We start from the raw sequence: 22068 nt of genomic DNA on the forward strand, positions 1-22068 counted from the left end.
CGGCTAGGTAGGGTGTCATGGCCGATCATGAGGATCACGCGGCGTCGGAGGGAGGTGTGGCTGTGCCGGTGCCCACGGGGTTACGCCCGAGCGCCGCCGCGGGTGTGCGCCTGCCCGCGCTCGCCGAGCAGGTGGGGGCCGTCCTGGCCGGCGGCGCCGTCGTGCCCGACGTGACCATCACCGGCGTGACGCTGCGGGCCCAGGACGTGCTGCCCGGCGACCTGTTCGCCGCGCTGCCCGGTCGGACGACGCACGGGGCCCGCTATGCCGCCGAGGCCATCGACCGCGGCGCGGTCGCGGTGCTCACCGATACCGCCGGGGTCGCCGAGATGAGCGCGGCCGGCGCCCCGCCCGTGCCGACGCTGGTGCATCCCGACCCCCGCGGCGTGCTCGGCGGCCTGGCCGCCACCGTGTACGGAAACCCGTCCGATCGGCTGGCCGTCATCGGCATCACGGGCACCTCCGGCAAGACCACCACCACCTACATGGTCGAATCCGGTCTACGGGCCGCCGGCCGTCGGTGCGGGCTGATCGGCACCATCGGCATCCGCGTCGACGGCGCCGACATCCCCAGCGCGCTGACCACCCCGGAAGCCCCCGCGCTGCAGGCGATGCTGGCGGCGATGGCCGAACAGGGCGTCGACACCGTCGTCATGGAGGTCTCCAGCCACGCGCTCACCTTGGGCCGGGTCGACGGAACCCGTTTCGCGGTAGGGGGATTCACCAACCTGTCCCGCGACCACCTCGACTTTCACCCCACCATGGCCGACTATTTCGAAGCCAAAGCGCTGCTGTTCGACCCGAATTCGCCGCTGCATGCGACAAAGGCCGTGATATGCATCGACGACGACGCCGGGCGCGAGATGGCGGGGCGCGCAACGGATCCGGTCACCGTCAGCGCCGAGGGCCGGCCCGCGCAGTGGCGCGCCGTCGACGTGGCCCCGATGGGCGCCGGGGGACAACAGTTCACCGTCATCGACCCGGCCGGCGTCAAGCACGACGTCGGGGTCCCGCTACCCGGGCGCTACAACGTCGCCAATTGCCTTGTCGCACTGGCACTTCTGGATACCGTGGGGGTGTCGCCCGAGGAGGCGGCGCCGGGACTGCGGCAGACCCGCGTACCGGGACGCATGGAACAGATCGATGCCGGGCAGGATTTCCTGGCTCTCGTCGACTACGCCCACAAGCCGGGCGCCCTGCGTGCGGTGCTCACCACGCTGGCGCGTCCGGGTCGCCGGGTGGCGGTGGTGTTCGGCGCGGGCGGCGAGCGCGACCCGGGCAAGCGGGCGCCGATGGGCGCCGTCGCCGCCGAACTCGCCGACCTGGTCGTCGTCACCGACGACAACCCTCGCAGCGAGGACCCCGCGGCCATCCGGCGCGAAATCCTGGCCGGTGCAACCGAAAGTGGTTGCGCGGCAGAGGTTGTCGAGATCCCCGACCGGGCCGACGCGATCCGGCACGCCGTCGCGTGGGCGCGTGCCGGCGACGTGGTGCTGATCGCCGGCAAGGGCCACGAAACCGGGCAGCGCACCGGGGACGTGGTCCGCCCCTTCGACGACCGCATCGAGTTGGCGCGGGCGTTGGAGGATCGCGCATGATCGACCTGACCGTCGCGCAGATCGCCGACATCGTGGGCGGCACGTTGTCCGACATCTCGCCGCAGGACGCCGCGCGCCGGCACGTCACCGGTACCGTCGAATTCGACTCGCGCGCCGTGGGTCCCGGCGGCCTGTTCCTGGCGCTGCCGGGCGCGCGTTCGGACGGGCACGACCACGCGGCCTCGGCGGTCGCGGCCGGGGCGGTGGCGGTGCTGGCCGCGCGGCCGGTCGGGGTTCCCGCCATCGTCGTTGCCCCCGAGGGAGCCTCGGCATCGCGCGCCGGCGTGCTCGAGCACGACCCGGACGGCTCGGGCGCCGCGGTGCTGGCCGCGCTGGCCAGGCTGGCCAAGGCGGTGGCCGCCGAGCTGGTGGCCGGGGGGCTGCGGATCGTCGGCATCACCGGATCGTCGGGAAAGACCTCGACCAAGGACCTGGTGGCCGCCGTGCTGGCGCCGCTGGGGGAGGTGGTCGCCCCGCCCGGGTCGTTCAACAACGAGCTGGGCCACCCCTGGACGGTGCTGCGCGCGACGGCCGACACCGACTACCTGGTGCTCGAGATGTCGGCCCGGCATCCCGGCAACATTGCCGCGCTGGCCGACATCGCCACGCCGTCCATCGGCGTGGTGCTCAACGTGGGCACCGCTCACCTGGGCGAGTTCGGCTCGCGCGAAGCCATCGCCCAAACGAAATCCGAACTGCCGCAATCTGTCCCAGCGTCCGGGGTGGTGATCCTCAACGCCGACGATCCGGCCGTGGGGGCCATGGCGGACGTGACCGCGGCCCGGGTGGTCCGGGTCGGTCGCGCCGAGCACACCGACGCGGGCCCCAGCGACCTGTGGGCCGGGCCGGTGTCGCTCGACGAGCTGGCCAGGCCGCGGTTCACGCTGCACCGGCGCGACGCCACCGGGGTGCGGCAGGTGCAGGTAGGCCTCGGCGTCTACGGCGATCACCAGGTCGGCAACGCGCTGTGCGCGGCCGCGGTCGCCCTGGAATGCGGCGCCGACCTGGACCAGGTCGCGGCCGCCCTCGCCGCCGCGGGCCCGGTGTCGCGGCACCGGATGCAGGTCACCACCCGCGCCGACGGGGTTACCGTGATCGACGATGCCTACAACGCCAACCCCGATTCGATGCGGGCCGGGCTGCAGGCGCTGGCCTGGATCGCCCACGGGGGCGAGGGTGGCAGCAGCCCCTCTGAAAAGCGCAGGAGCTGGGCGGTGCTCGGCGAGATGGCCGAGCTCGGTGAGGACGCCATCCTCGAGCACGATCGCATCGGGCGGTTGGCCGTGCGCTTAGATGTGTCTCGACTCGTTGTCGTGGGAAGTGGGAGGTCGATGAGCGCCATGCACCACGGAGCGGTCATGGAGGGTTCCTGGGGCGCCGCCGATAAGGGGGCCGTGAACGTCGCCGACAGCGACGCCGCCCTGGCGTTGCTGCGAGCCGAGGTGCGACCCGGTGACGTCGTGCTGGTCAAGGCGTCGAATTCGGCCGGCCTGGGCGCGCTGGCCGACGCGCTGGCCCGTGACGATCGCGAGGGCGGCGAAGCCGGGCGAAGCGGGTCGTCACCATCGAGCGCTGACGATCGCGAGGGCGGCGAAGCCGGGCGAAGCGGGTCGTCACCATCAGAAAGCCCAGCCGGCTCAGACGACCCTGGGACGCGCGCATGAGGCAGATCCTCATCGCGGTCGCCGTCGCGCTGACCGTGTCGATCCTGTTGACCCCGGCGCTGATCCAGTTGTTCACCCGGCAGGGATTCGGCCACCACACCCGCGAGGACGGCCCGCCGACGCACCACGCCAAACGGGGCACGCCGTCCATGGGCGGCGTGGCGATCCTGGCCGGCATCTGGGCGGGGTATCTGGGCACCCACCTGGCCGGGATGGCCTTCGACGGCGAAGGCGTCAGCGTGTCGGGTCTGCTGGTGCTGGGTCTGGCCACCGCGCTCGGCATCGTGGGATTCCTCGACGACCTGATCAAGATCCGCAGGTCTCGCAACCTCGGCCTGAACAAGACGGCCAAGACGATCGGGCAGGTCGCCGCCGCGGTGCTGTTCGGCGTGCTGGTGTTGCGGTTCCACAACGCCAACGGGCTGACCCCGGCCAGCGCCGACCTGTCCTACGTGCGTGAGATCGCGACCGTCACCCTGGCGCCCGGGCTGTTCGTGCTGTTCTGCGTCGTCGTCGTCAGCGCCTGGTCCAACGCGGTCAACTTCACCGACGGCCTGGACGGGCTGGCCGCCGGCAGCATGGCGATGGTGTCCGCCGCCTACGTCCTGATCACGTTCTGGCAGGCGCACAGCGCCTGCGTCAGCTCGCCGGGTCTGGGCTGCTACAACGTGCGCGACCCGCTGGACCTGGCGTTCGTCGCGGCCGCCACCGCGGGCGCCTGCATCGGGTTTCTGTGGTGGAACGCCGCGCCCGCCAAGATCTTCATGGGCGACACCGGATCGCTGGCCTTGGGCGGCATCATCGCGGGCCTCTCGATCACCAGCCGCACCGAGATCCTCGCCGTCGTGCTGGGTTCGCTGTTCGTCGCCGAGGTCAGCTCGGTGGTGTTGCAGATCTTGACGTTTCGGACCACCGGGCGCCGGGTGTTCCGGATGGCGCCCTTTCACCACCATTTCGAACTGGCCGGCTGGGCCGAGACCACGGTCATCATCCGCTTCTGGCTGCTCACCGCGATCGCCTGCGGCCTGGGCGTGGCCCTGTTCTACGGTGAGTGGCTGGGCGCGACAGGTGCCTGATGAGCGGCCTTGACCCCCTGGCGCCCGGCGCGCCGGTGCTGGTGGCCGGCGGCGGGGTGACGGGCAGGGCCGCGCTGGCGGCGCTGCGGAGGTTCGGCGCGGTGCCCACGCTGTGCGACGACGATCCGGCCACGCTGCGCGGACACGCCGATGCCGGGGTGGCGACCGCGTCCACCGCGACCGCCGCCGAGCAGATCTCCCGGTTCGCGCTGGTGGTCACCAGTCCCGGCTTTGCGCCGACGACGCCGCTGCTGATGGCGGCCGCGACGGCCGGGGTGCCGATCTGGGGCGACGTGGAGCTGGCCTGGCGGCTCGACGCCGCGGGCCGGTACGGGCCGCCGCGGCGCTGGCTGGTGGTGACCGGCACCAACGGCAAGACGACGACCACGTCGATGCTGCACGCCATGCTGACCGCGGGCGGCCGGCGCGCCCTGCTGTGCGGCAACATCGGCGACCCGGTGCTCGACGTCTTGGCCGACGACACCGACGAACCCGCCGAGCTGCTGGCCGTCGAGCTGTCCAGCTTCCAATTGCATTGGGCGCCTTCGCTGAAGCCCGAGGCCGGCGCGGTGCTCAACATCGCCGAGGACCACCTCGACTGGCACGGCAGCATGGCCGCCTACGCCGCGGCGAAGGCGCGGGTACTCGACGGTCGGGTCGCGGTGGTGGGGCTGGACGACAGCCGGGCGGCGGCGCTGCTGGACACCGCCGCGGCGCCGATGCGCGTCGGCTTCCGGCTGGGCGAGCCGGCCGCGGGGGAGCTGGGCGTGCGCGACGGCCACCTGGTGGACCGCGCCTTCGCCGACGACCTCGCGCTGCTGCCGGCCGACGCCATCCCTTTGCCTGGGCCGGTCGGGGTGCTCGACGCCCTGGCCGCCGCGGCGCTGGCGCGCAGCGTCGACGTGCCGGCCGAGGCGATCGCGACCGCGATCACCTCGTTCCGGGTGGGCCGGCACCGGGCCGAGGTCGTGGCCGTTGCCGACGGAATCACCTACGTCGACGACTCCAAGGCCACCAACCCCCACGCCGCCGAGGCGTCCGTGCTGGCCTACCCCCGGGTCGTGTGGATCGCCGGCGGTCTGCTCAAGGGCGCGTCGGTGGACGCCGAGGTCGCCAGGATGGCGTCGCGGCTGGTCGCGGCCGTGCTCATCGGCCGCGATCGGCACGAGGTTGCAGAGGCGTTATCGCGACACGCGCCGGATGTACCCGTCCTGCAGGTTGTGACAGGCGAGGATGCTGGTATGGATGCGACTGCTGTGGTTTTTGGGGCAGATGTGACAGAAGTGAAACAATCCGGCGGCAATGTGGGCACGGCGGTCATGAACGCGGCGGTGGCCGCGGCTCGTACCGTAGCGAAGCCCGGTGACACCGTCCTGCTGGCTCCGGCGGGCGCATCGTTCGACCAATTCGCGGGTTACGCCGACCGGGGCGACGCCTTCGCGGCCGCCGTGCGCGCGGCGCTCCGGTAGGGCGGGCGTGGGTAACGCGCTGACCCGGCGGCTGCGCCGGGGTAAAGACAGCACCGAGACGGCCACGGCCGAGCCCGGGCCGGCCGAGGACGTCGACGCGGCAGCCGATGCCGCGCAGGCCGATGCCGACCAGAAGGTCGGCACGAAGCCCGCCAAGCCGCAGAAGAAGGACAAGCCGGCCAAGGACGGCGGTGCGCACGGCCGGTTCGGCGCCTGGCTGGGCCGGCCCATGACGTCGTTTCACCTGATCATCGCGGTCGCCGGGCTCCTGACGACGCTCGGGCTGATCATGGTGCTCTCGGCCTCGGGCGTGCGGTCCTACGATGCCGACGGATCGGCCTGGGTGATCTTCGGCAAGCAGGTGCTGTGGACCGTGATCGGGCTCATCGCCTGCTACGCCTCCCTGCGGATGTCGGTGCGGTTCATCCGGCGGGTCGCATTCACCGGCTACGTCGTCACGGTCATCCTGCTGGTGTTGGTGCTGGTTCCCGGTATCGGCAACCTGGCCAACGGATCTCGCAAGTGGTTCGTGGTCGCCGGCTTCTCGATGCAGCCGTCCGAGCTGGCCAAGATCGCCTTCGCCATCTGGGGCGCCCACATGCTGGCCGCCCGCCGCCTGGAGCGGGCGAGCCTGCGCGAATTGCTGATTCCCCTGGTGCCGGCGGCGGTGATCGCGCTGGCGCTGATCGTCGCCCAGCCCGACCTCGGGCAGACGGTGTCGCTGGGCATCATCCTGCTGGCCCTGCTGTGGTACGCCGGCCTGCCGTTGCGCGTGTTCGTCACCTCGTTGCTGGCCGTCTTCGTGGCCGGCGCGATCCTGGCCATGTCGGCCGGATACCGGTCGGACCGGGTGCGGTCCTGGATCAACCCGGAGAACGACCCGCAGGACACCGGCTACCAGGCGCGCCAGGCGAAGTTCGCGCTCGCGCACGGCGGGATCTTCGGCGACGGCCTGGGCCAGGGCGTGGCCAAGTGGAACTACCTGCCCAACGCCCACAACGACTTCATCTTCGCGATCATCGGCGAGGAGCTCGGCTTCATCGGCGCCTTCGCGCTGTTGGTGCTGTTCGGGCTGTTCGCCTACACCGGGATGCGGATCGCGCGCCGCTCGGCCGACCCGTTCCTGCGGCTGCTGACCGCCACCACGACCATGTGGGTGCTGGGCCAGGCGTTCATCAACATCGGCTACGTCATCGGCATCCTGCCGGTCACCGGCATCCAGCTGCCACTCATTTCCGCCGGCGGAACATCAACCGCGGCAACGCTTTTCATGATCGGCATCATGGCCAACGCCGCGCGCCACGAACCGGAGGCGGTGGCCGCCCTGCGGGCCGGCCGCGACGACAAGGTGAACCGGATCCTGCGGCTGCCGCTGCCCGAGCCCTACTCGCCGACGCGCTTGGAGGCGTTTCGCGACCGCAAGCGCGCGCGCCCGAAAGCCGGCTCGCAATCGGGCGACGCGCCCCGCAAAGGCGGCGGGGCGTCCGGGCGCAAGCCCGCCCGCAAGGCCTCCCGCAAAGCCGACGCCCCGCAGCGGCCGGCGCTGCCGCGAACGGCCGGCCGGCCCGCCCGCCAGACTGGGGGCAGCGCTCGATCACGGGCGAGGCATCATGGATCTGGCCAGCGCCGCGTCAGCCAGGCGGCCGGCCAGCGTCAGCCACGACGCGCACGCGCACTGGAAGGTCAGCGTTACGGGTGAACGACACGGTCAACAAGCCGACCGGCGGGCGGGGGGCAGACCCCTTGCCCGCCGGTGCCGCGTTGCCCTCTTTTAGGCCCCTGTCGGTCGTGCTGGCCGGCGGGGGAACGGCCGGTCACGTCGAACCCGCGATGGCCGTCGCCGACGCGCTGAGCGCCCTGGATCCGCAGGTCAGGATCACCGCGCTGGGCACCGCCCGCGGGCTGGAGACCAGGCTGGTGCCCGAGCGCGGTTATGACCTCGAGCTGATCACGCCGGTGCCGCTGCCGCGCAAACCCAGCGGCGACCTGGCCCGGCTGCCCTCGCGGGTGTGGCGGGCCGTCCGCGAGACCCGCGCCGTGCTCCGGGCGGTCGACGCCGATGTGGTGATCGGCTTCGGCGGGTACGTGGCGCTGCCGGCCTACCTCGCCGCCCGCGGCGTCTCGCCGCGCAAACCCCGGGTCCCGGTGGTGATCCACGAGGCCAACGCCAGCGCCGGACTGGCCAACCGGGTGGGCGCCCGCAGCGCCGTGCGGGTGCTTTCCGCGGTGGCCGATTGCGGTCTGCCCCGCGCCGAGGTGGTCGGGGTGCCGGTGCGCGAGGCCATCACCTCGCTGGACCGCGCGGCGTTGCGCGCCGAGGCGCGCAGGTATTTCGGCTTCGCCGACGACGCGCGGGTGCTGCTGGTGTTCGGCGGCTCGCAGGGCGCGGCCTCGCTGAACCGGGCCGTGTCCGGCGCGGCCGCCGAGCTCGCCGCCGCCGGCGTGGCCGTCCTGCATGCGCACGGCCCCAAGAACACGCTGGAGTTGCGCGACCCTGCGCCGGGCGACCCGCCCTACGTTGCGGTGCCCTACCTCGACCGGATGGATCTGGCCTATTCGGCCGCCGACCTGGTGATCTGCCGGTCCGGGGCCATGACGGTCGCCGAGGTGTCGGCAGTGGGCCTGCCGGCCATCTACGTGCCGCTGCCGATCGGTAACGGCGAGCAGCGGCTCAACGCGCTGCCGGTGGTCAACGCCGGCGGCGGCATGATCGTCGCCGACGCCGACCTGACGCCGGAGCTGGTGGCCCGCGAGGTGGCGGGGCTCATGGGCGACCCGCCCCGGCTGGCGGCCATGACCGCCGCCGCCGCGCTGGTGGGGCATCCCGATGCGGCGCGCCGGGTGGCCCAGGCGGCGCTGGACATCGCCAGGAAGGCGCAGCTCGGCCGCCCGAGCGACCGGCCGGCCGGGGGAAGCCGGTGAACGCCCCGCAGCTGCCCCCCGAGCTGCAGCGGGTGCACATGGTCGGCATCGGGGGGGCCGGCATGTCCGGCATCGCCCGCATCCTGCTCGACCGCGGCGGCCTGGTGTCCGGCTCGGACGCCAAGGAGTCGCGCGGCATCCACGCGCTGCGCGCCCGGGGCGCGCAGATCAACATCGGCCACGACGCCTCCGCCCTGGACCTGTTGCCCGGCGGCGCCACCGCGGTCATCACCACCCACGCCGCCATCCCGAAGACCAACCCCGAGCTCGTCGAGGCCCGCCGGCGCGGCATCCCGGTGATCCTGCGGCCGGCCGTGCTGGCCAAGCTGATGGACGGCCGCACCACGCTGATGGTCACCGGCACCCACGGCAAGACGACGACGACATCGATGCTGATCGTGGCGCTGCAGCACTGCGGACGCGACCCGTCCTTCGCGGTCGGCGGCGAGATGGGGGAGGCCGGCACCAACGCCCACCACGGCAGCGGCGACTGCTTCGTCGCCGAGGCCGACGAAAGCGACGGCTCGCTACTCGAGTACACCCCCAACGTCGCCGTGGTCACCAACATCGAGACCGATCACCTGGACTTCTACGGCAGCGCCGACGCCTATGTCGCCGTGTTCGACGCCTTCGTCGAGCGGCTGGCCCCGGGCGGGGCGCTGGTGGTGTGCGTCGACGACCCGGGGGCCGAGGCGTTGGCCAGGCGCACTGCCGAGCTGGGCATCCGGGTGCTGCGGTACGGGTCCCCGCGCTCCGGCGACGAACTCGCCGCCACGTTGTTGTCGTGGCAACAGCAGGGCACCGAGGCCGTCGCGCAGATCCGGCTGGCCCCCGAACTGGACCCGGAGCAGCACCCGCGGGTGATGCGGTTGTCGGTGCCCGGCCGCCACATGGCGCTCAACGCGATGGGCGCGCTGCTGGCGGCGCTCGAGATCGGCGCGCCTGCCGACGCCGTGCTGGACGGCCTGGCCGGCTTCGAGGGCGTGCGCCGCCGGTTCGAACTGGTGGGCAGCGCGGCGTCGGTCCGGGTGTTCGACGACTACGCCCACCACCCCACGGAGATCGTCGCCACGCTGGCGGCGGTCCGCACCCTGCTCGAGCAGAGCGGTGACGGCCGCAGCATCGCGGTGTTCCAGCCCCATTTGTATTCGCGCACAAAGGCTTTCGCCGAGGAGTTCGGGCGAGCTCTGGACGCCGCGGACCAAGTTTTCGTTCTCGACGTCTATGGCGCTCGCGAACAACCCCTGGCCGGCGTCAGCGGGGCCAGCGTCGCCGAGCACGTCACCGTGCCGGTGAGCTATCTGCCGCACTTCTCCGCGGCCGCCGAACAAGTGGCCGCCGTGGCCGCGCCCGGTGACGTCATCGTCACCATGGGCGCCGGCGACGTGACCCTGCTCGGGCCCGAGATCGTGACGGCGCTGCGGGTGCGGGCCAACCGCGGGGCGCCCGGGGCGTTGCGATGACCGAGCCCGACGACCCCGTCCCGACCGACGTGGCGGGCGAGCGGGCCGAAGCCCAGCCCGACGGCGACGACGCGGTCACCGAGCCGCTCGTCACCGACGCGGCCGGCCCCCAGCCCGATCAGGGGGCCGATCAGGCCGAGGTCGAGGGACCACGCCGGCGCGCCCGTCGGGAACGGGCCGAACGCCGCGCCGCACAGGCCCGCGCCACCGCCATCGAAGAGGCGCGCCGCGAGGCGAAGCGCCGGGCCAGCGGACTGGGCAGCGAGCCCTACCCCCCTAAACAACCGGCGCGTGGCGTCGTTCGGGGCCTGAAGATGCTGCTGGCCACCGTCCTGCTGGTCATCGTGGGCATCGGGCTGGCCCTGATCCTCTACTTCACGCCGGCGATGTCGGCGCGCAACATCGTCGTCGTGGGCACCGGGGTGGTCACCCGGGAGGAGGTCCTGGACGCGGCGAAAGTGCGGCCAGGGACCCCGCTGTTGCAGATCAACACCAGCCAGGTGGCCGACCGGGTGGCGGCGATCCGGCGGGTGGCCAGCGCGCGGGTGCAACGCCAGTATCCGTCGGCGCTGCGGATCACCATCGTGGAGCGAGTTCCGGTGGCGGTCAAGGACTTTCCCGACGGCCCCCATCTCTTCGACCGCGACGGCGTGGACTTCGCGACGGGGCCGCCGCCCCCGGCGCTGCCGTACCTCGATGTCGCCGACCCGGGACCGAACGATCCGGCGACCAAGGCCGCCCTGCAGGTGCTGACCGCGCTGCGGCCCGAGGTCGAGGGCCAGGTCGGCCGGATCGCGGCGCCCTCGGTGGCCTCGATCACGCTGACGCTCGGCGACGGCCGGGTGGTGATCTGGGGGACCACCGACCGCACCGACGAGAAGGCCGAGAAGCTGGCCGCGCTGTTGACCCAGCCCGGCAAGACCTACGACGTCTCCAGCCCGGACCTGCCGACGGTCAAGTAGCGATCTTCGTCACGTCGCGCGGCACGATGCGCCGTCGAGCAGCGCTCACGCCGCCCCGGCGCTGCAAAATTGCCCAAAATTTGCGGAGCGCGTGTCGGCGCGCCTGCGGGGTTAGGGCGCGCCGTACCCATACCGTTCTGGTTGCGCGTTACTACTTGACATAACTCTAACTCTATGGTTGAGGTTGAGGGTTTGCCGGGAAGGGACGCGAACGTCCGGAGGAGCCCACCGCCGGGAGAGCTGAGCCAAGCCCATCAGGGAGGAAGACGAATGATGACCCCCCCGCATAACTACCTGGCCGTGATCAAGGTCGTGGGTATCGGTGGCGGCGGCGTCAACGCCGTCAACCGGATGATCGAACAAGGCCTCAAAGGCGTGGAGTTCATCGCGATCAACACCGACGCACAGGCGCTGTTGATGAGCGATGCCGACGTCAAACTCGACGTCGGGCGCGAGTCCACGCGCGGCCTCGGAGCCGGGGCGGACCCCGAGGTCGGCCGCAAGGCCGCCGAGGACGCCAAGGACGAGATCGAGGAGCTGCTGCGCGGCGCCGACATGGTGTTCGTCACCGCCGGCGAGGGCGGTGGCACCGGGACCGGCGGCGCGCCCGTCGTCGCCAGCATCGCGCGCAAGCTGGGCGCGTTGACCGTCGGCGTGGTCACCCGGCCGTTCTCGTTCGAGGGCAAGCGGCGCGGCAACCAGGCCGAGAGCGGCATCTCGGCGCTGCGCGAGAGCTGCGACACCCTGATCGTGATCCCCAACGACCGGCTGCTGCAGATGGGCGACGCCGCGGTGTCACTGATGGACGCCTTCCGCAGCGCCGACGAGGTGCTGCTCAACGGTGTGCAGGGCATCACCGACCTGATCACCACGCCGGGCCTGATCAACGTGGACTTCGCCGACGTCAAGGGCATCATGTCCGGGGCGGGCACGGCCCTGATGGGTATCGGATCCGCGCGCGGCGAGGGCCGCTCGCTCAAGGCCGCCGAGATCGCCATCAACTCGCCGCTGCTGGAAGCCTCGATGGAGGGCGCACATGGCGTGCTGATGTCGATCGCCGGTGGCAGCGACCTCGGTCTGTTCGAGATCAACGAGGCGGCCTCGCTGGTGCAGGACGCCGCCCACCAGGACGCCAACATCATCTTCGGCACCGTGATCGACGACTCGCTGGGCGACGAGGTGCGCGTCACCGTCATCGCCGCGGGCTTCGACGCCGCCGGCGCCGGCCGCAAACCCGTCATCGGGGGCAGCGCCGACAAGGAAGAAAAGGGCGGCGCGCACCGGATCGAGTCGGCGAAGGCGGGCAAGCTCACCTCGACGCTGTTCGAACCGGTCGACGCGGTCAGCGTGCCGGTCCACACCAACGGCTCGACCCTGAATATCGGCGGCGATGACGACGACGTCGACGTGCCGCCCTTCATGCGCCGCTGAGAACATGCCGGTGACCCTGGACCCCCGGCCGCGACGGTCGGGGCCGCCTGGCCGACACGGAATTTCGGATACTGGTCACGTGAGCGTTCGCATTCGGCGGGTGACCACCACCCGCGCCGGTGGGGTCTCGAAGCCGCCCTTCGACACCTTCAACCTGGGTGACCACGTCGGGGACGACCCCGCGGCGGTGGCCGACAACCGGGCCCGGCTGGCCGCCGCCATCGGCCTGCGCGGCAGTCGCGTTGTGTGGATGAACCAGGTCCACGGTGACCGGGTCGAGGTGGTCGACGGGGCCCGCGACACCGCGGTCGACAACACCGACGCGTTGGTGACCCGCACCGCACGACTGGCGCTGGCGGTGGTGACCGCCGATTGCGTGCCGGTGTTGATGGCCGACGCGCGGGCCGGTGTGGCCGCGGCGGTGCACGCCGGCCGGGTCGGCGCCCAGCGCGGGGTGGTGGCCCGCACGGTGGAGACGATGCTGGGGCTCGGCGCGCGGCCCGAAGACATATCGGCCCTGCTGGGCCCGGCGGTCAGCGGCCGCAACTACGAAGTGCCTGCGGCGATGGCCGACGAGGTCGAGGCGGCGTTGCCGGGTAGCCGCACCACCACCGCGGCGGGCACGCCCGGACTGGATCTGCGTGCCGGAATCGCTTGCCAGCTAAGGGATTTGGGCGTAACGGCCATCGACATCGATCCGCGATGCACGGTGGACGACCCGGCGTTGTTCAGTCACCGCCGGGACGCGCCGACCGGGCGGCTGGCCTCACTGGTCTGGATGGAGTGACTGCGATGGCGGCCCCGGACACTGGAAGCGACCGCGAATCGGAATTGACTCACGCATTGGCGTCGGTGCGCTCACGCCTTGCCGCGGCGGCCGAAGCGGCGGGCCGCAATGTCGGCGATATCGAAGTTCTGCCCATTACCAAATACTTCCCAGCAACCGATGTGGTGACTTTGTCGCGATTGGGTTGTCGCGCCGTCGGCGAATCGCGGGACCAGGAAGCGACGGCGAAAGTGGCCGAAGTCACCCGGCTGCTCGCGGCGCCCGCGCGGGCGGGCGTGGGAAATCCGCGTTGGCACATGGTGGGTCACATCCAGCGGAACAAGGCCCGGTCTGTGGCGCGCTGGGCGCACACCGCGCACTCGGTCGACAGCACGCACCTGGTGACCGCGCTCGACAAGGGGGTGGCCGCGGCGCTTTCCGACGGCCGTCGCACCGACCCGATGCGGATCTACGTCCAGGTCAGCCTCGACGGCGACGAGTCGCGCGGCGGCATCGACATTTCCCGGCCGGGAGCCGTCGATCAGGTGTGCGACCGGGTCGAGGATTCCAAGAACCTGGACCTGGTCGGGCTGATGGGGATTCCGCCGCTGGACTCGGACCCCGAAGAGGCGTTTGACCGGCTCCGATCCGAGCATCGGCGGGTTCTCGAGTCCCACCGCAACGCCGTCGGGCTGTCCGCCGGCATGTCGAACGACTTCGAAATCGCCGTCAAACACGGTTCGACATGTGTGCGTGTCGGTACCGCGCTAATGGGCCCGCGGCGGTTACCGTCACCGTAAGTAGTCACTGCAGTAACAGCTTTATCACTAACACCAGTACTCCCAGGGGCTAGAAGGGTCAACGCAATGAGCACACTGCACAAAGTCAAGGCCTATTTCGGTATGGCCCCAATGGACGACTACGAGGACGAGTATTACGACGACCACGCCCCCTCCCGTGGTTTCCCGCGCCCGCGATTTGACGACGGATACGGTCGTTACGAGCAAGACGACTACGACGATCCGCGCCGCGAGCCCGCCGACTACCCGCCGCCCGCCGGCTATCGCGGCGGCTACGGAGACGAACCGCGCTACGGCGCCGTCCACCCCCGCGAGTTCGACCGCGCCGAGCGGGGCGGCGGCCCGCGCTTCGGGTCGTGGTTGCGCAACTCCACCCGCGGCGCGCTGGCGATGGACCCGCGCCGGATGGCGATGATGTTCGAAGAGGGCCACCCGCTGTCGAAGATCACCACGCTGCGGCCCAAGGACTACAGCGAGGCCCGCACCATCGGCGAGCGTTTCCGCGACGGCACCCCGGTGATCATGGACCTGGTGTCGATGGACAACGCCGACGCCAAGCGGCTCGTCGACTTCGCGGCCGGCCTGGCCTTCGCCCTGCGCGGCTCGTTCGACAAGGTCGCGACCAAGGTGTTCCTGCTGTCGCCCGCCGACGTGGACGTGTCCCCGGAGGAGCGCCGCCGGATCGCCGAAACCGGTTTCTACGCTTACCAATAGGCGCATCCGCCGCCCCGATCCGCAGCGGTCGTTCGGTTTCTCGAGGGACCGCAGGGGCGACGTGAGCTAAGGACTCTTACTCGGAGTCGGTACGCTGGCAGGCGCCGCGCTGATCCACGGCGCTTGGCATCGCTTAGCTTCTCATCGGTAAGGTCGGGGCACTTCAGTTGGTGTTGTTCTTTCAGATCCTCGGGTTTGCGCTGTTCATCTTCTGGCTGCTGCTCATCGCCCGGGTCGTCGTCGAGTTCATCCGCTCGTTCAGCCGGGACTGGCATCCCACCGGCATCACCGTCGTGGTGCTCGAGATCATCCTGTCGATCACCGATCCGCCGGTGAAGTTGCTGCGCCGGCTGATCCCGCAACTCACCATCGGGGCGGTCCGCTTCGACCTGTCGATCATGGTGCTGTTGCTCGTCGCGTTCATCGGCATGCAGCTGGCGTTCGGCGCCGCCGCCTAGGCCACGGGACGCCTCGGTCGAGGCCGCGCCTCCGGCCCGTCGGGGTCAATCCATTCCGCCCCGGAGACGGTTCGGACACGTTTTAGCGTCGGTGTGGTACCCGCCATTTAAAATTTCTAAGGTTTCGGATTTTATTGCCCTCAATGTTTGAAATTGGCTCTTATTTATTGGGCTAATCAGCAACGGTCGCGCCTGGTGTGACAGGATGGACGGCAGTTGCACTACGGCTACCACTGCGTTCTACACTTTCCAGAACGTTCGACAGGGAACTTGAGGGGACGAAACAATGCCGCTTACACCAGCCGACGTCCACAATGTGGCGTTCAGTAAGCCACCGATCGGCAAGCGGGGCTACAACGAAGACGAGGTGGATGCCTTCCTCGATCTGGTGGAAGCCGAGCTGACGCGGCTCATCGAAGAGAACAGCGATCTGCGCCAGCGCATCGAAGAGCTGGACCACGAGCTGGCCTCCGGCGGTGGCTCGGCCACCCCGGCCGCGGCCGCCGCCCCCACCCAGGCGATTCCCGTGCGCGAGCCCGAACCGGAACCGGCCAAGCCGGCGCCGGCCGCGGCCCCGGCCGCCGCGGTCAACAACGAGGAACAGGCCATGAAGGCCGCTCGGGTGCTGACGCTGGCGCAGGACACCGCCGACCGCCTGACCACCACCGCCAAGACCGAGTCGGAAAAGATGCTGGCCGACGCCCGCGCCAATGCCGACCAGATCCTCAGCGAGGCCCGCAGCACCGCCGAGACCACCGTCGCCGAGGCCCGGCAGCGCGCCGACGCGATGCTCGCCGACGCGCAGACCCGTTCGGAAACCCAGTTGCGGCAGGCTCAGGAGAAGGCCGACGCCCTGCAGGCCGACGCCGAGCGCAAGCACTCCGAGATCATGGGCACCATCAACCAGCAGCGCACCGTCCTGGAAGGCCGCCTCGAGCAGCTGCGCACCTTCGAGCGCGAATACCGCACCCGGCTCAAGACCTACCTGGAATCGCAGCTGGAGGAACTCGGGCAGCGCGGATCCGCGGCACCCGTGGACTCCAGCGCGGACGCGGGCAGCTTCGACCAGTTCAACCGGGGCAACAACTAGCCGTTCGGGCGTGCCGGTCGCTCGCCGAGCTTCGGGGTTGGCACACTAGGTCATGAAACCGCGGTCCCGCTCGTCGCTTGGAGGATGACTGATGCTCATCATTGCGCTGGTCCTGGCCCTGATCGGGCTCGTCGCGTTGGTGTTCGCGGTCGTCACGAGCAACGAGCTGGTGGCCTGGGTCTGCATCGCCGCCAGCGTGGTGGGCGTGGTGTTGTTGATCCTCGACGCGCTGCGGGAACGCCAGCGGGGTGAGTTGGGCGGCGGCGAAGCCCAGGACGCCGACGAGGCCCCGGTCGACGACGAAGGCTACGTCGACTACCCCGAGGAGGCCCCGGGCGAGGGCGAACCGGCGGCGACGGGGGAGCCCGCGCAGGCCGCGCAGACCGAAGAGTCCAGGGTCCCGTCCGACGGCCACGGCGACGAGCCCGCCAAGTAACTTCCTGTCCCGGCCGCGGTTGCGCGTTACCGCGCTCCGCCGGTCGGCGTGCCCAGCAGCTCGCGCACCTCGTCGTCGCTGATCTGGTGGAAGTCGTCGTAGACCTGGCCGACCGCTTCGAAGCCGGGCGGCATCGTCAAGCACACCACGTCGTCGGCCTCCCGCGCGAGTTCGCCGCAGGTCGACGCCGGTCCCACCGGGACGGCGACCACGATCGACTTCGGGCCTGCGGCCCGGATGGCGCGCACGGCGGCGAGCATGCTTGCGCCCGTTGCGATTCCGTCGTCGACCAGGACGACGATCCTGCCGCGCAGGTCGGCCATCGGGCGACCACCCCGGTAGGCGTGTTCGCGCCGCAGCAGTTCGGCCGCCTCGCTGTCGATCACCTCGCGCACCTGCTCGTCGGTGATGTGCAGGCCGCGCACCACGTCGTCGTTCATCACCACGCCGCCACCGCTGGCCAAGGCGCCCATCGCCAGCTCTGACCACTGCGGCACCCCGAGCTTGCGGACCAGGAAGACGTCGAGCGGAGCCCCGAGGGCCGCGGCGATCTCCCACGCCACCGGCACGCCGCCGCGGGCCAACCCGAAGACCAGCACATCACTCCGGCCGCGGTAGGCCGCCAGCTCCTGCCCCAGCGCGCGTCCGGCCTCGCGCCGGTCGACGAACGTCTTCGGGGATGTCCGCCGGATAAAGCCACTCGATCGGTTCATGCGTTCACACTCCCGGCTGCTGGGCCTGTCTCCAGGCTACGTGCGGTGGCCCGCGCGCGGTGGCAGAGTTCGGGTGGGCGGCCGGGGCAGGCACCACCGAAAGGATCTGCGAGATGAGACGGCGCTACGGCACCTACACGGCCTACAGCATCGCCTGCGCGATCGTCTGGGCGGTCATTTTGGCGGTGGTTGCCACGGCGGGCGACGCCACCTCCCGGCACACGTTTCTGCTGGTGTGCGGCGGGTGGGCCATCGGATGGCTGTCGGCGACGATCGCCAGGGGCGTCCCCGCCACCGAAGCGGCATCTGCGGCAGTGAGTTATGAGGGTGTGATCGCGGCTTCGCCGCTCTCAGTCGGGTGTGATCGTGGCTTCGCCGCTCAACACCCTCCATCGGCTCGGAAATGCACGCAAGCGCATTTCTCTCGCCGCAGTCGGGTGTCCGAGGGGGGACTTGTCCGTCTACGACACGGGTCGTGGTCTGGAGATTGGGGCGCTGACCGCTTCGGTCAAGCACCGGTCCACGTTTTTCGCTCAATCGCGACGCTGAGGAGCTCGCCCATCGGGCGGCCAGCCGTCGGTACCGGACTCAAGCGGAATATTCAGAGATCGAAGCAGGATCGAAAAGAGCCGCCAATTGGCGATTGCTCCGACAAGTTCGACCAAAACCGCGTGATCGCTATTGAATGCCTTCTGGCACCCAGCCCAGTTTTCCTCGGAGATGACCCCGTCGCGTACCACATCATCGGTCGCTGCGAGGACCGCACGTTCGACTGGCCCGAGGCTTTCGGAATTCTGCCAGTCGCGCACCGCCAGGAGATCAGGCTCAGGCACGCCGAGCAGTGTGGCGATTCGCCAATGTTGAGTCCATTCGTATTCGGAGCCGGTGATCCAGCCGATGCGCATGATGACCAGCTCGCGTAGCCGCGCGTCAAGGGAACCGCGGAAGAGTAACGCGTCCAGCAGCCCATACAGCGCAACTGCCACACGCGGCTGATGAAGTGCCACGCGGAATACCGACAGGTCTGCCAACTCTTCGGGCAACCCGCATTCGGCAGCTCGCAGCTGGGCCTGCTCGCGGTCGAGCATCGGTACGCGTTCCGCCATGGTCACGGGCGGTCCTCTCTCTTGAACCTCGCATGCCGTTAGGGCGTGGGCAAGAAGACGTTGTGCAGCGCCGCACTGGTTCGAGCATCTTCGTCTGCAAGCGAAGTGAGCAGCCGCGCGAGCCCAGCGAATCCGGTTGATTCTCTGGTGATGCGGTCGAACGGCCAGCGGCCTTCAGCGAGGACCTCGAGGGCTGCCCGGTAGGCGGGATACTCCACGCCGAGTGCGCCTACGACGTGTAATTCTTTATATACCAACAAGTCTGGTTCAAACCGGGGCGCGCCGCCTCCTCCGCGGGTGCCGGCCACCACAACTGTGCCGCCCGGTCTGGCAAGGTCGACGGCATCGGCGAACGCGGAGGGTGCTTTGGCGGTGACGTCGACGACCACGTCGGCAAGCCGTCCGCCTGTTTCACGCTGGAGTGCGGTCACTGCATCGTCCTGCGATACATCGATGGGCAGGTCGACACCGAATGATCTGGCTATGGCCAGTCGTTGATCGTCGCGTGGGCCGACGCCGGTCATCGCGACGAACGCGGCTCCCGCCTCTTTGGCCGCCACCGCCGCGCAGATCCCGCGGATGCCGGGTCCCAGGATCGCTACGACGTTTCCCGCTTTGGTGTCGGGAAGAGTCGCCCCCCATTGGATACCGGCCCCGAGAGGGTTGAACAACGTGGCGAGAATGGGGTCCATGTCTTCGGCAATCGGGAGGAGCATCGCGTCCCACGGAAGCTCCACATGGGTGGCGTATCCGCCCCATAGCCCCGCGCCGATCTCCACGTCGACGAACCCGAACATGGTGGCGATGCCGTTCACCGCGCACCGCCGGTATTCGCCGCGGCGGTACTCGGGGCAGTCTCGGCAGGACCGGAACACCTCAACGGCCACGCGCTGGCCGGCTTGTACACCCCAGCGTTGGCTGGCCGCAGCGCCGACGTGTTCGACGATGCCGACGATTTCGTGCCCTGGAACGAATGAGAAGCCGGCAGGCAGGTGTCCGGTGAATTGTTCGTGATCTGTTCCGCACAGACCGCATGCTTCAACTCGCAGGATCGCACCCCGGTTGCCGACGTCGGGGATGGTCATCCGGCGTCGCTGCAGATCCCGTGGTCCGGTCAGCACCATCGCCTCGGCGATCATGGAAGCTCGAATCCGGTGAACGACCCGGTGTTTCGGAGGCACACCGTTTTACCGACGTACATTTCCCCGCCCATCGCCTCGGCGATCTGCGGATCGTCGCTGCGTGCGACGACTCTTCGCCCGTCGGACAGGTGCGCGATGATCGGAGTCCATCGAGGTTGGCCGTCTCGGTCGTAGACGACGGTGTATCCGTCCACTGTCGCGCAACCGGTCGCCTCGTCGACGCCTGCGACACCCAACCTCGATGAATCGATCTGAGCTTGCTCGACCGCCGTGTCGAGCAGGCGCCACCCGGTTGGTGGCGGGGTGGCCGACCACAGACCGACCGAATGCTTCGTCGAATACCACCCGAGGCCGGTGACGAGTCCGGCATCGGTGGGGTCGCGTCTACACCGTCGGACCATCTCAACGATCGAGTGGCTGACGTAATTGTTTCCGGGACCGCCGTGATACGGCAGGCCTCCGGTTACTGTGAGGCCTCTGTCGTCGAGGGGGTCCACGTCGAGAGCCTCGGCGGCCATCTGAATTGCCGACGGGAAGCAGGAGTAGAGGTCGAACCACCGGATGTCGTCGATGGTCAACCGGCCCGCATTGAGAGCCTTCCGTGCTGCTACCTCGATACCCGATGAGCGGCTGAGGTCCGGCCGTTCCACGGGGAAGTACACGTCGTTGCAGGTCGCTGCTGACCAGGGAAAGACCCAGCGATCGCGCGCGACGCCCAATTCGTCGGCCACCTCGGCCGCCATGAGAATGAAGGCGGCAGCCATGTCGACGGACATGATGCTGTTGAGCAACTTGGGATAGGGCAAGCAGACCATGCGGTTTTCCGCGGTGACTTCGCTGAGTTCGGTGGCACTTCGTGCGCGTGGGAACCAGGCCTGTTCCGGATGGCGTGCCGCCTCGGCTGTGAACGGTGCCATCAGCGTGCCCAGCCACTCCCGTTGAGCATCGAAGTCGCGGCCGTGCCGCGCGGCGATTGCGGACTCGAAGATGGGATACACCTCGTGCGGCCAACTCAGACCCACCGACAATTCGGCTTGACTCAGCCCGGGGCGGGCGTCGCCCAGGGATTCATCGCCGGAGCGGGGTGGGGGCGGCGAGTCGAGAAGTGCCCTGCCCCGAAGCTTGCGTGCGGAATGCCCGCTCTCCGCCCCGACGACCAGGACGACATCGGCACGGCCTTCGCCTATTTCGCCACCCAACACTTCGACGAGATACTGCGGGGTGTTTCCGCCGACGGGACAGCTGATGCGGCGGGCGGGACCGATGCGCATCGCTTCGGCGATCCTGCTGGCGGGATTGTCGCGCGGGATGACCAGGATGCCGGGAGTCGCGACGGTGTCGATGCGCCGCTCGACCGCGCGACCTGCGTCTCTGACCGCGCGGCGTGCGGCCTGCACCGCCAAGTCGATCGGGTCCACGAAGTCGTCCCCGCGGTGGGTCACTTCGCCCACGCCGACGACAACCAGGGTACGCGCTTCTACCGGCATCGGCACCCGCTCAGGGCCACGGGGCTGACTTGAGACATAACTGCGATGGTGTCATGTGCGTGGGCAAGTCACAATGGTGTGCGCTCGCGGCATACTGGCTGTGTGGCGACGAGGTTGTTGAGATGGGGTGCCGCCGCGCCGACAGATCGTGGGTCCGCTCGCGACCGGTTGCTCGATGCTGCCGAGCGGTGCCTCGAGAGTTGCGGTGTGGTGGGCACGACCATGGAGGACATCGGCAGAACAGCGGGTGTGTCCAGGGCAACGGTGTATCGCTACTTCCCCAGTCGGGAGGCGGTGATGTCGGGTGTCATCATTCGCGCCGCCGAGCGCTATCTCGACCGCATCAGCCCGCGGATCGCGGCGCACGCCGACCTGGGCTCCGCGCTCGTCGATTTCGTGGAATACACGGTTGAGGCCGCGCGCCGCGAAGAGATCATCGGATTGTTGTTCGGCAGCGACGAGGAACTCGCCGGCGTGGGTCTCGCGGCGGGGACCTCGACGTCCCTCTTCGAAATCGTCACCGAATTTCTGCGTCCCATCTTCACCCGACACTGGAGTTGCGTGGAACCGGGCGTCTCCGTCGACGACGCCGCCGAGTGGGTTGTCCGCACGATATTGAGCCTGCTGACTGTTCGAGGGCCGCGGGAGCGCAGTCGTGACGGACTCCGGGCGTTTCTGTCGAGGTTTCTCCTTCCCGCGATCCTGGCGGGTGACCACGCTCGACCGATGTGACATCTATGGCGTAATGTCTCGACGGCAGATGAGGTAGGA

Annotated in this window: 19 protein-coding genes and 2 pseudogenes; 16 read left to right on the top strand and 5 right to left on the bottom strand. The window is 69.8% G+C overall.

All coding sequences use genetic code 11. The annotated features are described in order from the left end of the window. Positions 1-17: 17 nt before the first annotated feature. The 15 genes and pseudogenes from AC5Y5B_RS14515 to AC5Y5B_RS14585 all read left to right on the top strand — a co-directional run bounded on the left by AC5Y5B_RS14515 (position 18) and on the right by AC5Y5B_RS14585 (position 16849). Positions 18-1598, top strand: coding sequence for a UDP-N-acetylmuramoyl-L-alanyl-D-glutamate--2,6-diaminopimelate ligase (locus AC5Y5B_RS14515; RefSeq protein ID WP_112635823.1), 1581 nt, complete (start codon positions 18-20; stop codon positions 1596-1598). Then, positions 1595-3133 (top strand): annotated as a pseudogene (locus tag AC5Y5B_RS14520) (UDP-N-acetylmuramoyl-tripeptide--D-alanyl-D-alanine ligase); the annotation flags it as partial. The gene AC5Y5B_RS14515 and the pseudogene AC5Y5B_RS14520, both read left to right, overlap by 4 nt. Positions 3134-3258: 125 nt before the next feature. Beyond that, on the top strand, positions 3259-4338 hold the full coding sequence (gene mraY / locus AC5Y5B_RS14525; RefSeq protein WP_112635750.1) for a phospho-N-acetylmuramoyl-pentapeptide-transferase: 1080 nt from the start codon (positions 3259-3261) through the stop codon (positions 4336-4338). Then, the gene (murD, locus tag AC5Y5B_RS14530; protein ID WP_500005673.1) at positions 4338-5807 is read left to right on the top strand and encodes a UDP-N-acetylmuramoyl-L-alanine--D-glutamate ligase; all 1470 of its coding nucleotides are present in this window, start codon (positions 4338-4340) and stop codon (positions 5805-5807) included. The genes mraY and murD overlap by 1 nt, the downstream gene beginning before the upstream one ends. A 7-nt stretch (positions 5808-5814) precedes the next feature. Beyond that, positions 5815-7506, top strand: a complete 1692-nt coding sequence (gene ftsW / locus AC5Y5B_RS14535; protein WP_289176414.1) for a putative lipid II flippase FtsW — start codon at positions 5815-5817, stop codon at positions 7504-7506. Next, entirely contained in the window at positions 7503-8729 is a 1227-nt protein-coding gene (murG, locus tag AC5Y5B_RS14540; RefSeq protein WP_500005674.1) for an undecaprenyldiphospho-muramoylpentapeptide beta-N-acetylglucosaminyltransferase, read from the top strand. The genes ftsW and murG overlap by 4 nt, the downstream gene beginning before the upstream one ends. After that, positions 8726-10192, top strand: coding sequence for a UDP-N-acetylmuramate--L-alanine ligase (gene murC, locus AC5Y5B_RS14545; RefSeq protein ID WP_500005675.1), 1467 nt, complete (start codon positions 8726-8728; stop codon positions 10190-10192). Before murG ends, murC begins: the two co-directional genes overlap by 4 nt. Next, entirely contained in the window at positions 10189-11154 is a 966-nt protein-coding gene (locus tag AC5Y5B_RS14550) for a cell division protein FtsQ/DivIB (RefSeq protein ID WP_112632362.1), read from the top strand. Before murC ends, AC5Y5B_RS14550 begins: the two co-directional genes overlap by 4 nt. 273 nt (positions 11155-11427) lie before the next feature. Then, complete coding sequence (gene ftsZ / locus AC5Y5B_RS14555) at positions 11428-12585, top strand: cell division protein FtsZ (protein WP_007770764.1); 1158 nt, start codon at positions 11428-11430, stop codon at positions 12583-12585. Positions 12586-12664: 79 nt separating this feature from the next. Beyond that, positions 12665-13372: a peptidoglycan editing factor PgeF gene (gene pgeF / locus AC5Y5B_RS14560; RefSeq protein WP_112632364.1), complete on the top strand. Its 708-nt coding sequence runs from the start codon at positions 12665-12667 to the stop codon at positions 13370-13372. A gap of 5 nt (positions 13373-13377) precedes the next feature. Further along, positions 13378-14151, top strand: coding sequence for a YggS family pyridoxal phosphate-dependent enzyme (locus AC5Y5B_RS14565; protein ID WP_112632365.1), 774 nt, complete (start codon positions 13378-13380; stop codon positions 14149-14151). A gap of 66 nt (positions 14152-14217) precedes the next feature. Further along, the gene (locus AC5Y5B_RS14570; RefSeq protein ID WP_066873504.1) at positions 14218-14865 is read left to right on the top strand and encodes a cell division protein SepF; all 648 of its coding nucleotides are present in this window, start codon (positions 14218-14220) and stop codon (positions 14863-14865) included. A 167-nt stretch (positions 14866-15032) separates the two neighbouring features. Continuing rightward, positions 15033-15323, top strand: coding sequence for a YggT family protein (locus AC5Y5B_RS14575; protein WP_007770770.1), 291 nt, complete (start codon positions 15033-15035; stop codon positions 15321-15323). Positions 15324-15609: 286 nt separating this feature from the next. Continuing rightward, positions 15610-16413, top strand: a complete 804-nt coding sequence (wag31, locus tag AC5Y5B_RS14580) for a DivIVA-like cell division protein Wag31 (RefSeq protein WP_112632366.1) — start codon at positions 15610-15612, stop codon at positions 16411-16413. A gap of 91 nt (positions 16414-16504) precedes the next feature. Further along, complete coding sequence (locus tag AC5Y5B_RS14585; RefSeq protein WP_112632367.1) at positions 16505-16849, top strand: SUR7/PalI family protein; 345 nt, start codon at positions 16505-16507, stop codon at positions 16847-16849. Between the two features lie 26 nt (positions 16850-16875). On the opposite strand, the pseudogene AC5Y5B_RS14590 reads toward AC5Y5B_RS14585, so the two are convergent. The 5 genes and pseudogenes from AC5Y5B_RS14590 to AC5Y5B_RS14610 form a co-directional block, all read right to left on the bottom strand. Continuing rightward, a pseudogene (locus AC5Y5B_RS14590) lies at positions 16876-17562 on the bottom strand (phosphoribosyltransferase); the annotation flags it as partial. Positions 17563-17704: 142 nt separating this feature from the next. Next, on the bottom strand, positions 17705-17857 hold the full coding sequence (locus AC5Y5B_RS14595; protein WP_165821768.1) for a hypothetical protein: 153 nt from the start codon (positions 17855-17857) through the stop codon (positions 17705-17707). Positions 17858-18095: 238 nt separating this feature from the next. Continuing rightward, positions 18096-18674, bottom strand: coding sequence for a carboxymuconolactone decarboxylase family protein (locus tag AC5Y5B_RS14600; protein WP_500005678.1), 579 nt, complete (start codon positions 18672-18674; stop codon positions 18096-18098). Between the two features lie 32 nt (positions 18675-18706). Then, positions 18707-19807: a zinc-dependent alcohol dehydrogenase gene (locus tag AC5Y5B_RS14605; RefSeq protein ID WP_500005679.1), complete on the bottom strand. Its 1101-nt coding sequence runs from the start codon at positions 19805-19807 to the stop codon at positions 18707-18709. Beyond that, positions 19804-21297, bottom strand: coding sequence for an acetyl-CoA acetyltransferase (locus AC5Y5B_RS14610; protein ID WP_500005680.1), 1494 nt, complete (start codon positions 21295-21297; stop codon positions 19804-19806). Before AC5Y5B_RS14610 ends, AC5Y5B_RS14605 begins: the two co-directional genes overlap by 4 nt. A gap of 78 nt (positions 21298-21375) precedes the next feature. On the opposite strand from AC5Y5B_RS14610, the gene AC5Y5B_RS14615 reads away from it, so the two are divergent. Then, positions 21376-22029, top strand: coding sequence for a TetR/AcrR family transcriptional regulator (locus tag AC5Y5B_RS14615; RefSeq protein WP_500005681.1), 654 nt, complete (start codon positions 21376-21378; stop codon positions 22027-22029). The last annotated feature ends 39 nt before the right edge of the window (positions 22030-22068 follow it).

This window comes from Mycobacterium sp. NGS33 (genome assembly GCF_059812885.1).

Excerpts from the sequence above, each read along its gene's own strand:
- AC5Y5B_RS14610 (WP_500005680.1), bottom strand. The coding sequence starts at position 21,297 with ATGCCGGTAGAAGCGCGTACCCTGGTTGTCGTCGGCGTGGGCGAAGTG.
- AC5Y5B_RS14550 (WP_112632362.1), top strand. The coding sequence starts at position 10,189 with ATGACCGAGCCCGACGACCCCGTCCCGACCGACGTGGCGGGCGAGCGG.
- AC5Y5B_RS14515 (WP_112635823.1), top strand. The coding sequence starts at position 18 with ATGGCCGATCATGAGGATCACGCGGCGTCGGAGGGAGGTGTGGCTGTG.
- murD (WP_500005673.1), top strand. The coding sequence starts at position 4,338 with ATGAGCGGCCTTGACCCCCTGGCGCCCGGCGCGCCGGTGCTGGTGGCC.
- wag31 (WP_112632366.1), top strand. The coding sequence starts at position 15,610 with ATGCCGCTTACACCAGCCGACGTCCACAATGTGGCGTTCAGTAAGCCA.
- AC5Y5B_RS14585 (WP_112632367.1), top strand. The coding sequence starts at position 16,505 with ATGCTCATCATTGCGCTGGTCCTGGCCCTGATCGGGCTCGTCGCGTTG.
- AC5Y5B_RS14605 (WP_500005679.1), bottom strand. The coding sequence starts at position 19,807 with ATGATCGCCGAGGCGATGGTGCTGACCGGACCACGGGATCTGCAGCGA.
- AC5Y5B_RS14570 (WP_066873504.1), top strand. The coding sequence starts at position 14,218 with ATGAGCACACTGCACAAAGTCAAGGCCTATTTCGGTATGGCCCCAATG.
- AC5Y5B_RS14565 (WP_112632365.1), top strand. The coding sequence starts at position 13,378 with ATGGCGGCCCCGGACACTGGAAGCGACCGCGAATCGGAATTGACTCAC.
- mraY (WP_112635750.1), top strand. The coding sequence starts at position 3,259 with ATGAGGCAGATCCTCATCGCGGTCGCCGTCGCGCTGACCGTGTCGATC.
- ftsZ (WP_007770764.1), top strand. The coding sequence starts at position 11,428 with ATGACCCCCCCGCATAACTACCTGGCCGTGATCAAGGTCGTGGGTATC.